General features: G+C 41.2%; 12 protein-coding genes. 7 read left to right on the plus strand and 5 right to left on the minus strand.

Annotation, left to right across the window (positions count from 1 at the left end):
* The first annotated feature begins 89 nt into the window (after window positions 1-89).
* Window positions 90-3,365 carry a sensor histidine kinase gene (locus QZ574_RS04115; protein WP_297087071.1) on the plus strand — a complete coding sequence of 1,092 codons (3,276 nt, stop codon included), beginning with the start codon at window positions 90-92 and terminating at the stop codon, window positions 3,363-3,365.
* 20 nt (window positions 3,366-3,385) lie between these two features.
* On the opposite strand, the gene QZ574_RS04120 is transcribed toward QZ574_RS04115, so the two are convergent.
* Entirely contained in the window at window positions 3,386-4,048 is a 663-nt protein-coding gene (locus QZ574_RS04120) for a transaldolase family protein (RefSeq protein WP_297087073.1), read from the minus strand.
* A gap of 196 nt (window positions 4,049-4,244) precedes the next feature.
* On the opposite strand from QZ574_RS04120, the gene QZ574_RS04125 reads away from it, so the two are divergent.
* The 3 genes from QZ574_RS04125 (at window position 4,245) to QZ574_RS04135 (ending at window position 6,436) form a co-directional block, all read left to right on the plus strand.
* Complete coding sequence (locus QZ574_RS04125; protein WP_297087075.1) at window positions 4,245-5,033, plus strand: M23 family metallopeptidase; 789 nt, start codon at window positions 4,245-4,247, stop codon at window positions 5,031-5,033.
* A gap of 73 nt (window positions 5,034-5,106) precedes the next feature.
* Entirely contained in the window at window positions 5,107-5,475 is a 369-nt protein-coding gene (locus tag QZ574_RS04130; protein WP_297087078.1) for a DUF423 domain-containing protein, read from the plus strand.
* 58 nt (window positions 5,476-5,533) lie between these two features.
* Window positions 5,534-6,436 (plus strand): alpha/beta hydrolase, encoded by a 903-nt coding sequence (locus QZ574_RS04135; protein ID WP_297087079.1) that lies wholly within the window; start codon window positions 5,534-5,536, stop codon window positions 6,434-6,436.
* On the opposite strand, the gene QZ574_RS04140 is transcribed toward QZ574_RS04135, so the two are convergent.
* Window positions 6,426-7,313 carry a hypothetical protein gene (locus QZ574_RS04140; protein ID WP_297087082.1) on the minus strand — a complete coding sequence of 296 codons (888 nt, stop codon included), beginning with the start codon at window positions 7,311-7,313 and terminating at the stop codon, window positions 6,426-6,428. The two genes, QZ574_RS04135 and QZ574_RS04140, sit on opposite strands and share 11 nt — an antisense overlap.
* Before the next feature lie 198 nt (window positions 7,314-7,511).
* Here QZ574_RS04140 and QZ574_RS04145 point away from each other — a divergent pair, with 198 nt between their 5' ends.
* Window positions 7,512-8,828 (plus strand): aspartate kinase, encoded by a 1,317-nt coding sequence (locus QZ574_RS04145; protein ID WP_297087084.1) that lies wholly within the window; start codon window positions 7,512-7,514, stop codon window positions 8,826-8,828.
* A 62-nt stretch (window positions 8,829-8,890) separates the two neighbouring features.
* On the opposite strand, the gene QZ574_RS04150 is transcribed toward QZ574_RS04145, so the two are convergent.
* The 3 genes from QZ574_RS04150 to QZ574_RS04160 form a co-directional block, all read right to left on the minus strand.
* The gene (locus QZ574_RS04150; protein ID WP_297087086.1) at window positions 8,891-9,652 is read right to left on the minus strand and encodes an MBL fold metallo-hydrolase; all 762 of its coding nucleotides are present in this window, start codon (window positions 9,650-9,652) and stop codon (window positions 8,891-8,893) included.
* A 52-nt stretch (window positions 9,653-9,704) separates the two neighbouring features.
* On the minus strand, window positions 9,705-10,247 hold the full coding sequence (locus QZ574_RS04155) for an isochorismatase family protein (RefSeq protein ID WP_297087088.1): 543 nt from the start codon (window positions 10,245-10,247) through the stop codon (window positions 9,705-9,707).
* 65 nt (window positions 10,248-10,312) lie between these two features.
* On the minus strand, window positions 10,313-10,936 hold the full coding sequence (locus tag QZ574_RS04160; RefSeq protein WP_297087090.1) for an SIS domain-containing protein: 624 nt from the start codon (window positions 10,934-10,936) through the stop codon (window positions 10,313-10,315).
* Between the two features lie 287 nt (window positions 10,937-11,223).
* On the opposite strand from QZ574_RS04160, the gene sucC reads away from it, so the two are divergent.
* Together sucC and sucD are read left to right on the plus strand one after the other, a co-directional pair.
* The gene (sucC, locus tag QZ574_RS04165) at window positions 11,224-12,357 is read left to right on the plus strand and encodes an ADP-forming succinate--CoA ligase subunit beta (RefSeq protein WP_297087092.1); all 1,134 of its coding nucleotides are present in this window, start codon (window positions 11,224-11,226) and stop codon (window positions 12,355-12,357) included.
* A gap of 25 nt (window positions 12,358-12,382) precedes the next feature.
* Window positions 12,383-13,255 (plus strand): succinate--CoA ligase subunit alpha, encoded by an 873-nt coding sequence (sucD, locus tag QZ574_RS04170; protein ID WP_297087094.1) that lies wholly within the window; start codon window positions 12,383-12,385, stop codon window positions 13,253-13,255.
* The last annotated feature ends 98 nt before the right edge of the window (window positions 13,256-13,353 follow it).

Raw genomic sequence — 13,353 nt, forward strand, 5'->3', positions numbered from 1 at the left:
CGAACAAAGACAAATTTTGATATAACCGAACTTATCACCAACTTCGCATTGCGCTGGTTAATTTGAATAGTTATTATACAAAACTTACCATGAAACGATTGTGCTGTTTGCTGATTATTAACTTTGCGCTGCTGTTTGTTGCCTTCCCGCAGCAATTCACTTTTAGTAATTATTCCATTACCGAAGGCTTGTCGCAAAGTGTGGTAAATTGCCTCTTTCAGGATTCGCAGGGCTTTATCTGGTTGGGCACGCAAAACGGATTAAATCGCTTCGACGGGGAGTCTTTTAAGGTGTTTCGTTTTCAGCCAAATGATTCTGCCTCTATTTCAAATAACTGGATTTATGCCATCTCGGAAGATAAGGACGGTAACCTTTGGATAGGCACAAAAGGTGGATTAAATAAATATGTGGTAGCCGATAATCGTTTTGTGCGCATTTGTTATCAAACCAATTATCCGTCTGATATTACTTTGCACAGTTACGACAACCTGCAGCTTAACGATGGACGTATGCTTATTCATACGCCGCCGGTAATTTCCATTTTTAATAATAACTCAAACGAGTTTTCTCACTACCAAAGTCAGGCCCCTTTTGATCCGGCGGTTAAAGATGTAAAACAACCCGTTTTGCAAGACCACACCGGAAAAATATGGGCAGGATGCACAAACGGAATTGGTGGCTGGGAGGGGCCGCACAGCGGTTTTGAATGTTATAATTTTGTTCGAAAACCTGGCGATACCCTCGCAACGGCAAACGTAACCGCCTTGTTTCAGGATAATAAATACCGAATTTGGGTAGGATGTACAAACGGACTGTTTAGCTTCAACCCTAAATCACAGTGTTTTGAAGAACACCAGTTTCAACTGGAAAATGGGGAGGCTTTTAAATTTTCAAGCTGTATACGAAGCTTGGTTGAAACGAAACACAATCAACTGATTGTTGGTACTGAGGGTGAGGGGATTTTTCTGCTAACCGAACTTGCTGAAAACAGGTATGCCATTCAAAATTTTACTTCTGACAACAGTGGTTTGGCACATAATATTGTACAAAGTTTGCTTATCGATAGCTCGGAGAATCTGTGGGTGGGTACTTTGTCGGGCGTTAGTAAAGCCGATTTAAAACGTGATAAATTCCGGCTATACCGTAACAGCAACTCGCCAGCCTCGGTTAACTTAATGGGAAATGTTATTGCCGGTATGTTAAAAAATTCCGATGGTAAATTATGGATTGGTAACTGGGGGCAAGGATTAAATATTGTAGATCCCGAAACCAACGAGGTGGTTCATTATTCGTCGCAACACCCGGGAAACCACCATTTGTCTAATGATTTTGTTCACGTAATTTTTAAAGATAACTCCGAAAGAATTTGGTTAGGTACCCGCAATGGTATTTTTATCTGGGACGAAGGAAACGAACGGTTTGAAGACTGGCGCGATATTTTTAAGCGGCCAAATTGGCCTGCTTTTACAAACACCCGCATTTATCACATCATTCAGGATAAAAAAGAACAGTTTTGGATAGGCACTTCAAATGGACTTTTCAATGTTAATCCTAAAACCGGAGAGTTCATCCATTTTAACCAGCACGGCCCCGATAAAAGGCAAATTGGCTCTAATCTGGTTTACAGTCTGCTTGAAGATTCAGATGGCTTAATATGGATTGCCACTATCGGTGGCCTGGATTTATACAATCCCGAAACCAATGAACTGAAGCATTACCGGAAAACTGTTGGTGGCTTGAGTAGTGATTTTGTAATTTCGTTATGCGAAGACAGCCTAAACAGGATATGGATTGGCACCAATGCAGCCATAAATATTTTTGATAAGCAAAATCAGAAATTCAGTTACTTTGATGAAAAAGACGGTTTGCCCAGCAATTATATTTACGCCATTATTGAAGACAAAAACAACGATTTGTGGCTGGCAACGGGGAATGGTTTATGCCGTTTTCTGCTTGATGAAAAGCGCCTTCAAACTTTTACTTCTGAAGATGGTTTGCAAAGCCCTGAATTTAACCTGCGTGCCGCTTATTGTGCCAACGATGGTGAATTGTTATTTGGCGGGATGAATGGATTTAATACTTTTTACCCCGATTCGTTGAGAGGAAATCCGTATTTGCCAAACATGGTTTTTACTGCTTTTCGAACCAATACAGGAGCCATACAGAAAGAAGAAAATATTGCAACAACCACGAAAATTGTACTGTCCCACAAGGTGCAGTCGTTTACCATTGAGTTTGCCGCACTTGAATTTACCAACCCGCAAAAAAACAGATACGCCTATAAAATGGAAGGCGTTGCTGACGAGTGGATTGAAATAGGAAACCGAAAGTTTGTGCCCTTTTTTGCCCTGCCTCTGGGCGATTATACATTTGCGGTTAAAGGGTCAAATAACGACGGAACGTGGAACGAAAACGGAATAAGCTTAGCTATTTCAATTCTTCCACCATGGTATACCAGTAGGTATGCCTATCTGGCTTACTTTTTTATTTTAATGCTCGTGGTTTGGGTGTTTATTTATTTCCGAGAAAGGAGATTGCAGCTCGATAAGGTAAAGCTGGAGAAAAAGGTGCTGGAGCGTACCATTCAGATTGAGAAACAGAACCAGGTTATCAGGGCAAAAAATAACGAACTAAACGAGCTAAACCGCGCCAAGGATAAATTTTTCTCCATTATTGGGCACGATTTGCGCAACCATTTTAATATAATTATTGGCTTTTCCGAAAACCTGCTGCTAAGTTTTAAAAAGATGGATCCACTCCGGCAGGAGCATCACATTGCTAATATTTACAAGTCTTCGGTTCTGGCTAACGACCTTTTGGGCAATTTGCTAACCTGGGCGCGTTTGCAGCGAAATGTGATTGTTTTTCAGCCCGAAAAAATTAATATTCCGCATAAAATCAGGGATTTGCTGCGTTTTCATGAAGAGGCTGCGCTTAAAAAAAATATACTAATTGAAGTTTTTGCCAGGGAAGAACTGGAGGCTTGTGTTGATGAAAATATGTTTGCAACCATTATCCGAAACCTGCTTGCCAATGCCATTAAATTTACACATGTTGATGGAGAGATTTCGGTAACGGTATTACGCGAAAATAATTGTTGTGTAGTAAAGGTTAAAGACAATGGAATAGGCATTACTAAAGAAAATCAGCAAAAAATCTTTCAGCTTGATAGCAACGTGGGCAGCAAAGGTACGCGGGGCGAAAAAGGTACCGGTTTGGGTTTAATAATTTGCAAAGAATTTATTGAAAAACACAGGGGTGAAATCAGTTTAAAAAGTGAGCCGGGAAAAGGGAGTGAGTTCACGTTTACCCTGCCAATTCAGCAAGCAATGGTAAAAAAGAGAAAATCACCGGATGAGAATTAATTCACCCGATGATTTGTGTTTTATAAAATATCGTAAAGTTCTTTGCCGTCCTCTTCAAATTGCGCAATACTAATGTCGGTCATTGGGTGCTTAATTAACTGGAATAGCAAATCGGGGCTTATCGTTGCCGATTGTGCACCGTTCATACTTACCCGATGAATTTGATCGACAGTTTTAAAACTTGCTGCCAAAACTTTTGTAGGCAGGTTAAATTCTTTGGTATTCTTAACAATATCAGAAACCACTTCAATACCATGCGACGAAATATTGTCGAGGCGGCTAACGTAAGGCGCAACAAAATCCGCTCCGGCACGCGATGCCACAAGTGCCTGCTGTTGGGTGAAAATAGCTGTGGCTGTTACATTTATGCCTGCTTCTTTTAACATACGCATGGCTTTGTAGCCCTCAACCGAAACCGGAATTTTTGCATAAAAGTTATTTCCAAGATCAAAATACTCTTTATACCTTTTCGCTTCTTTAACCATCTCATCAGCATTGGCCGACATTACCTGTACGTGAATAGTACCTTTCCCTACAATTTCAGCAATGGTGTTAATGGCTTCCGAAAGTTTTAATCCCGATTGCTTTAAAATAGTAGGATTGGTTGTAACACCCTCCAGAGGGAAAAAATCGTACAATTGCTTTAATGCCTCAATGTCAGCAGTATCTGCCAGATAAATCATTTTTTTTGTTTTTTGATGAATGAAAAAGCTTAAGCTGTTGTTGGTTCTGTAGTGTTTTGCAAAGATAAAGAAGCTTTTTTCTGCTACCTTTTTTTTTAATTGTTTCAGTCATTTGTTAACATGAAATTGCACGTGCAGGTAATTTCTTCTCTGATTAGGCGTTTACATATTCAAATCTTTTGACTTTTTTTGTGGGATGTTTAAACACTGCATATTTATTTTTACAGCAATTGTTTTTGTAATGGGGCAGGCAACAGGGCAGGTTGTGAGCAAAAAAATTACCGCATTCCCCGAGGTATATAAAGAAATCAGTATCTCGGGGTACCGCACTGCCCTCGACAGTTTTCCGGAGCATACGCTTGAAGGCTATCTCGGACAATTTTTAATTCCCGGAAACGATGGTTATATCATCAGTCGTTTTGGCCCCCGATCGGGAAGAATGCATTACGGTACGGATATAAAAATGTATAAAGGCGATACGGTAGTTGCTTCGCAAAGTGGTATAATTGCCCGGTCGAACTGGGGATATGGTTTTGGGAATTTAATCATTGTCCAGCACCGAAATAATATTCAAACCTATTATGCACACCTGTCTAAATTCTTAAAAAAGAAAGGCGAACACGTTGAAAAAGGAGAGCCCATTGCTTTGGCCGGAAGTACCGGACGGGCCCGTGGTGCACATTTACATTTTGAAATGCGTGAAAACGGACAGCCTTTTGACCCTGAGTTGGTTTTTGATTTTAAAGAAGAAAAAATTCGCGACGAGGCAGCTGAAATGGAAAGTTTAATGGCTCTGCACAAAAAACTAAAACCTAAAGGTTACTCTACCAATGTAGCTGTTCCGGAGTATTACAAAGTACGCTCGGGCGATTCGTTGTGGACCATTTCTCGAAGGTTTAAAACTTCAATTAATGAAATTTGCAGGTTAAACCGAATTTCTGAGAGTTCAACCTTGCGAATAGGGCAACCACTGCGTATGTATTAAATGCCGGTGTGTTATGCAGAGAGAACATCAGGCAATTTATTTTGTTGTTGACTGATAGCTTAGTTTAACAAAAATGGGAAGAACAATAATTTTGATTGCCGCAGTATTACTGGCCATAGCGGTAAGTGTTGGCGCTTTTGGAGCCCATGGCTTAAAACCGCATCTTTCATCAGAATTGATGGAGGTGTACAAAACCGGAGTCGAATATCATTTTTATCATGCACTGGGACTGTTGCTGGTTGGAGTTTTTGCTTTGCACAAGCCTGGTGTTTATTTAAAATGGTCGGGAATACTGCTTACCACAGGAATTGTTCTATTTTCGGGAAGTTTGTATGTTATGGCAATTTCGGGAATAAAATGGTTAGGGGCTGTAACACCGCTCGGCGGTGTTAGTTTTATTGCCGGGTGGATACTTTTATTTTTGGCGGCTAAAAAAATATAATTTTCTGAACAGATTTGAACCCTTATCTTTGCCCTTGCCCAATAATTAAAACATCAAAATGAACGAACTACCTGAAGCAATCAACTGCAAGGGAGCCCCGGCCAGTTTCGCCAACGAACGCTATGGAGCACATGAACGGAATACTTTCGATATTTGGTTGGCAGATGCCGTTGAACCAACGCCTTTGGTAATTTATATTCATGGAGGTGGTTTTGTTGGGGGAGACAAAAGCCGGTATTATGATTCGCAAGACTGGGGACGTTTATTGGATGCCGGCATATCGGTTGCAAGCATAAATTACCGTTTTATGAACGAACCTCCGTATGGCATTTTGGGAAGTATGAACGACTCGAAACGTTGTTTGCAATACATTAAACGCCAGGCTAAGCGCTACAATATCGATAAAAAACGTATTGCTTGTTGTGGGGGGTCGGCAGGTGCAGGTACCTCTTTGTGGCTGGCTTTTTCAGCTGATATGGCCGATGCAGAAAACGATGATCCTGTTTTGCGCGAATCAACTCGCATTGCATGTGCTGCTGCATTTTCAACACAATCAACCTACGACATTCTGCAGTGGCCCGGACTATTGCATTTTCCGCCTTATCAGGGAGAAGAACAGTTGCTTTCCATTGCGCGGGTCTTTGGTTTCAAATCGGCAGAAGGCATTGATGTGTATGCCCAAAAACAAATCCGAAGTGAGCTCGATTTTTTGGCTAAAATGTCATCAGATGCGCCACCTTTTTTTGTTTTTAATCATTATGAAGGGGGCATTCCTGCCAACGAAGATGAACTTCACCATCATCCGCTTCATGCCAAAGCACTAAAAGACAGAGCCGATGATGTTGGCGCCGAAGCATTTGTGTATGCTCCGGCCCTTGGTATTGCCAACCCGTCAGGAAAAGATGTGGTGGAGTTTTTTATTGAAAAGCTTAGGCAGAAGCCAGCAGAAATTATTCGGTGAGTTGCTCCATCGTCTTTTTAATGTCGCCCGGAGTGCTCATAATTTTCATAAAAGTTCCCATGGTAAGTTCTGGCCAGTGCAGTGCAATTCTGTATTTTCCGGGCAGGATGGAGGCCGTATTTCCCTGCAGAATAATTTCATAAGGCATAGCCGCCACATGGTTATCGCCAATAATTGGCAAAAAGTGGGCTTCGCCATCGTTGCTGCTATTTAGTGCAACGCCCCAAACAGCTACTTCCTTTTCTTTGTAAATCAACTCATAAACCTGTTGTGTTTCACTTTTTCCTGCCTGTAGATTCTTTTGGATAGTAGCAAGTCCATCTTCAAATGAATTAAAAACTTTCAGTTCTTCAGCATCAGTAAAGTAGGGCATCATAACTTTATAATGGTACTTCTGCAACTTTTTCTTGTCGAGTGTGCCACCAAAAACCTGATTCAAAGGTCCAACATTTTGCATGGCCTCAAGTGCAGCATCCGAAATTTTGCGTAATGCATCTTCCTGTTGGTTTATATCCTTAACGAAATAGGCATAGAACAAATACATCGGATTAAGCATGCTTATTTGCAGCGCCTCGTTTTCTTTTTTAAAGCCAATTTTTAGTGTTGCAGCTAAAGCGCCTCGGTCGTTAAATCCAAGTGCAATTTTTTCCAGTTCGGGATGTGTATAGCATACCACGGCCAAATTTTCCGATTGGGCAGGTGCGTACTCCCCGATAATGGTAAAACCTGATTCGCTAAGAGCCGATTTTGTACGATGAATTGCATCGGACAGGGTTTCATTCTTTTTGCTAATAAGAAGATATGCAGGTTCTTCCTGTGCAAATGCCAACGAAAAAGATAAAAGAAGGATACTGATTAGGATACTTATTGGTTTCATTCTATTCTGATTTTATTTCGCGTAAATGTAACCTTTGCCTCTTGCTTGCTCAATGGCCTGGCTATGATACATATCATAGCCTGAATGTTAATATATATTCAAAAGAAATGAATAAATATACAAATCAGTGAAAAAGCTTTTCTTATCAGTTAAAAAATCTTCATATTTGCACCACTAAATTTTTGAAATAAAAAGAGAATGAAAGTTTTAAAATTCGGAGGAACATCGGTAGGCTCACCCGAAAATATGCGGGCTGTAATGAACCTGGTAACCGATGGCGAGCAAAAGATTGTGGTACTATCAGCCATGTCGGGAACTACAAATTCGTTGGTTGACATAGCTAACTATTTGTATAAAAAGAACAAGGATACAGCACGTATTTTTATTGGGAAGCTCGAAGACAAATACAAACAGGTAGTTGAAGAACTCTTTACCTCCGATGATAATAAGAAGAAAGGTTTGCAAGTGGTTCATGAAGCCTTTACTACCATAAAGTCATTTACTTCAGGAACCTTCAACCTGGTGGGCGAAAATACAATACTTGCGCAGGGTGAGCTAATTTCAACCAACCTGGTAACCCTGTTAATGAACGAAAATGGCCACCGCACCAAGCTTTTGCCGGCGCTTGATTTTATGAAAATTGATGAAGACAAAGCAGCTGATCTTCATTTTATTCGCGATAATATTAAAGCCGTGTTTCAGAAAATTGGCGAAGCTGATTATTACATTACACAAGGTTTTATTTGCAAAGATGCCAATGGCGAAATTAATAACTTGCAACGCGGTGGAAGCGATTATACAGCATCGTTAATAGGAGCTGCCATTGATGCCGACGAGATACAAATTTGGACAGATATTGATGGTTTCCATAATAACGATCCGCGATATGTGGAAAATACTCAAAAAATTGAGCAGCTTTCGTTTAATGAAGCGGCCGAGCTGGCCTATTTCGGGGCAAAAATTCTACATCCACAAACCGTATTGCCTGCACGTATACAAAATATTCCGGTTCGTTTAAAAAATACCATGAACCCAACTGATGGAGGAACGCTGATTACTTCTGATTCAGACGGACGCGGAATTAAGGCGGTAGCTGCAAAAGACGGTATTACTGCAGTAAAAATCAGGTCAGGCCGAATGCTTATGGCCTATGGTTTCCTGAAAAATATTTTTGAGGTTTTTGAAAAGTACCGCACTCCAATCGATATGATTTCGACATCAGAGGTCGCAGTTTCGCTAACCATTGATAATACACTCAATTTAAACAAGATAAAAGAAGACCTGGGTAAGTTTGGTACCGTAGAGGTTGATGAGGATATGTCGATTGTATGCATTGTTGGCGATATTATTGAAGAGGAAAAGGGATTTGCCTCGAAGGTATTTAACGCGCTGGATGGTATTCCAATCCGTATGATTTCGTACGGTGGCAGCCGGCATAATATTTCGGTGTTGGTGCCAACTGTTAATAAAAAGGAGACCTTACAAACCTTAAGCAGTAAATTGCTGAATCATTAGAAAACACTACTGATAATTAGGGAGAAAGGATGGTAACATTTGCAAGGTTGGCATCCTTTTTTTTATCCAATTTTTACCACTTCGCTGGCTTCGTAGCGTGGTGCAATTTTAAGGTCGAAACGTGTTTTAAGGCTTTCCATTCGGGCAAGGGCTTTTCCCGGTGTATTGTTGTCCTTCGAAATATGACTCAGAAAAACACACTCCAGGTTGCCATTGGTGTGCTGGTCGAGCAGCTCAAAAGCCTGGTCGTTTGAGAGGTGTCCGACATTAGAGGCCACCCTTTGCTTAAGAAAATAAGGATAAGCGCCTTCCCAAAGCATTTTTTCATCGTAGTTCGATTCAAGAAATAAAGCGTGGCAATAACTGATGTGATCTTTTACCTGTTCGCAGGCTTCTCCAATATCGGTAAAAACACCAATATTTAGGTTGTTGTATTTAATTCTAAACGAATACGGATCGGCAGCATCGTGGCTTTTGGATACCGGGTATACAGTAAAATCGTCAATCGGAATATTTTCCTCGTGGTTAAAGAATCGTGGAGAATAGGGACGAAGGTTTTTGTAGGCGCCGTCAAATGTTTTGGCACTCATGTAAATTGGCACCTGTAAGCGTTTCCCAAACACGCGGGCGCCACGCAAATGGTCGCTGTGTTCGTGTGTAATAAAAACGGCTTTTACTTTGCTTGCATCGAGGCCGCGTTCCTGCATCCGTAGCAGGATTTGTTTGGTAGAAATACCCGCATCAATTAGTATGGCCGAGGTTTCGTTACCGATATAATAACAATTTCCGTTACTTCCTGAAGCTATGGCGCAAATTTCGAGCATAGAACAAGGTTAAAAGCCATTGCCCAACATGATCAGGCAATGGTTAGTTGATTTATTTTACCAGTTTTGAAATAGCCCGGAACGCATGATCTCCAGCCGAACGCGTTAGTTCAAAAAGGATGGATTCATAGGATGTCATCATAATTTCTTCAAAACGAAGACGTTCTTTTGCTAATTCAATATTGGCAGGTGTTCTCGACGATACACAGTCAATTACCACAATCGGGTTTAAACCTGCTGCTTTTAGGTCGATGGCAGTTTGTAAAACGCAAACATGCGATTCTATTCCGCTAATAATAATGTTTTTGGCGCCAGTTTCTTTTAGCTTTGCCGCAATTTCGGGTACGTCAAAACAGCTGAAATCTTTTTTCTCAAAGTAAGAAAACGCATCAAATGCTGCCTGAATTTCAGATACAGTCTCGCCAAGGCCTTTTGTATATTGTTGCGATACCAGCATTGGAACTTCTAGTTCTTTCAATCCCTGGGTTAGCACCTCGCAATTTTTTAGTAGTTCGTCTTTGTTGTGCATGGCAGCGATTAAACGCTCCTGAATGTCAATAATTAATCCTACCGTGTTTTTTTTTGTAATTCTCATTTTTCAGTTTTTAATCGTTAAAAGTTGCAGGTAACAAGGTAGTTCAGTGTTTAGTTTAACTTGTTCTAATGGTTGTTTTTTGTGTCGTTTTTGGCTTGTAAGCGCGATTTGCTTCCCAGGTATCCACCATGGTGGCGTTTGGCATAGTCGTCGTTGGTAAAACCAATCTTGTTCATCATCGAAACAACCAGGGCATCGCCAATTACAGTCATTACGGTTGTTGATGTTGTGGGCGATAAGCCAAGGGGGCACACCTCTTTTGGGTTACCGGTGTAAATAAAAGCATCGGCATTTTGGGCCAAAACCCCCTTCGGGTTGCTCGAAATTACAATTAACGGAAGTCCGGCATATAAATTTTCAGCCAAATCAATAAGTTCAATAATTTCACGCGTTTTCCCCGAGTTCGAGATAACCAGTAAAACATCGTTTTCCTGCACCACGCCAAGATCGCCGTGTTGCGATTCGCTCGGATGCAGAAATACTGCAGGAGTTCCGGTTGAACTGAATGTGGTGGCAATATTAAGGGCGATTTGCCCGGCTTTTCCCATTCCGCTGGTAACCAGTTTGCCTTTCTTTAAATGTACCTGGCGGTGAATTAATTCAATGGCCTCTAACATGCCGTCTTCAACAGGAATATTCAGTATTGCCTGTGCTTCGTGTGCAATAACTTGTTTTATGGTCTCTTTCATTATAACTGTCTTGGTGGTGCAAATCTAAGTTAAAAAAATGAAGTGGCTCTGTGCCTGATGTCTGTTTTAGCAGATTTTTACAATCAAGTGATTTCTGTTACACAAAAAATGTGTTGTAGGTCATAAAATTTTCAGAACAAAATGCGGGGCTCAACGGTTAAATATTCGTTACATTTAACGATAATTTTTAAAAAAAGCTGAAAGTCGAAAGTAAACTAACTGCAGTAAAATTGTCATTCTGCTGTGGCCAAACTTTATCCGGCTGTTAGCTGTAAACAATTAATAAGATGAAGATTCACGAATATCAAGCCCGAAATTTATTCAGGAAGTACGGGATTCCTGTGCCGGAAGGTGTTGTGTGCCATTCGGTTGATGAAGTAAAAAAGAAAGTATCGGACAAAGACAAGCTGCGTGTGGTAAAAGCCCAGGTACATGTAGGCGGTAGAGGTAAAGCAGGTGGAGTAAAGCTAGCCACCACAAAAGCCGAAGCAATTGAAAAGGCAAAGCAGATTCTGGGAATGGACATTAAAGGAATTACTGTAGAAAAAATACTGGTTGCCGATGCTGTTGACATTGAAAAAGAGTTTTATGTGGGGCTGATTAACGACCGCAATACCAAATCCGTTACACTAATGGCCAGTGCCGAAGGTGGTGTTGAAATTGAGGAAGTTGCAAAAGTATCGCCTGAAAAAATTATAAAATTGACCATCGACCCGGCTATGGGACTGATGCCCTGGCAAGCACGGAAAATCTCCTTGCAGTTATTTAGCGATCCGAAGCAAATTCGCCAATGTGCTGATATTCTGGTAAAATTATATCAATTGTACATCGAAACAGATTCGTCGCTGGCTGAAATAAATCCGCTGGTTCTTACTCCCGATAAGCAAGTGCTGGCCATTGACGGTAAAATGAATTTTGATGATAATGCTTTATTCCGCCAGAAAGATATTATTGCCATGCGTGAAGCGGATAAAGATGAACAAAAGGAGATTGAAGCCAATGCCAAGGGCCTGTCGTATATTAAGTTGGATGGCAATATTGGTTGCATGGTAAATGGGGCCGGTTTAGCAATGGCAACCATGGATATGATAAAACTTTACGGTGGAGAACCTGCCAATTTCCTTGATATTGGTGGTTCGTCGAATCCGCAGAAGGTTATCGATGCCATGAATATATTGCTTAGCGACAAAAATGTAAACTCAGTAATGATAAATATTTTTGGTGGAATTACCCGTTGCGATGATGTTGCCCGTGGATTGGTTGCAGCACTAGACCAGATAAATACTGATGTGCCCATTGTAATTCGCCTCTCGGGGACCAATGCCAAAGAAGGACTTGAAATTATTGAACAAACAGGTTTGCCGGTTGTAAAAACCATGCGCGAAGCAGCACAAAAAGCCATCGAGTTAAGTAAAAAATAGGCGTAAACGTTTAAAGAGGAAGAAAATGAGCATACTAATAAATAAAGATACAAAAGTAATCGTTCAGGGGATTACCGGCCGCGACGGTGCATTTCATACGGCCAAAATGAAAGCTTATGGTACCCAGGTAGTGGGTGGTACTTCGCCCGGAAAGGCCGGGCAACAGGTTGAAGGAGTTCCGGTTTTTAACACCGTTGAAGATGCAGTGAAAGCCACCGGTGCCGATGCGTCGGTAATTTTTGTTCCGGCGCCGTTTGCGGCGGACGCCATTATGGAAGCCAGTTACGCCGGGGTAAAGTTAGTTGTTTGTATTACCGAGCATGTACCGGTTCAGGATATGATTCGTGTTACACCGGTATTACAAAAAAACGGAACAAAACTGGTTGGAGCCAACTGTCCGGGATTAATAACCCCTGATGAATGTTTGATTGGTATTTTGCCTGCAATGATCTTTAAAAAAGGAAATGTAGGTTTAATTTCGCGTTCGGGTACATTAACATACGAGGTGGTTAATATGCTTAGCGAAAGCGGGCTTGGCCAAACAACTTGTGTGGGTATTGGTGGCGATGCCGTTTCAGGTCTGTATTTTATCGACTTACTGGAAATGTATGAAAATGATCCGGCAACAGAAGCGGTGGTTGTAATTGGCGAAATTGGCGGCGATGCAGAAGAGCAGGCAGCCCGTTTTATTAAAGAGAAGATGACAAAACCTGTGGTGGCATTTATTGCCGGCCAATCGGCACCTCCGGGAAAACGGATGGGGCATGCCGGAGCAATTATTTCGAGTGGATCGGGTACTGCTGAAGAAAAAATAAAAGCTTTTAAAGCTGCCAATGTTCCGGTGGCTAAAGAACCACGCGAAATTCCGGGATTGGTAAAAGAAAAATTAGGATTGTAAAATCGGGTTTGAAAATATAAAAAAGAGGCTGTGCAAATTTTTGTACAGCCTCTTTTTTTTGCCTAATGCCTTAAGCGGTGTTAAACGCGAAACACGTA

It is taken from the genome of uncultured Draconibacterium sp. (genome assembly GCF_913063105.1).
Taxonomy (GTDB): domain Bacteria; phylum Bacteroidota; class Bacteroidia; order Bacteroidales; family Prolixibacteraceae; genus Draconibacterium.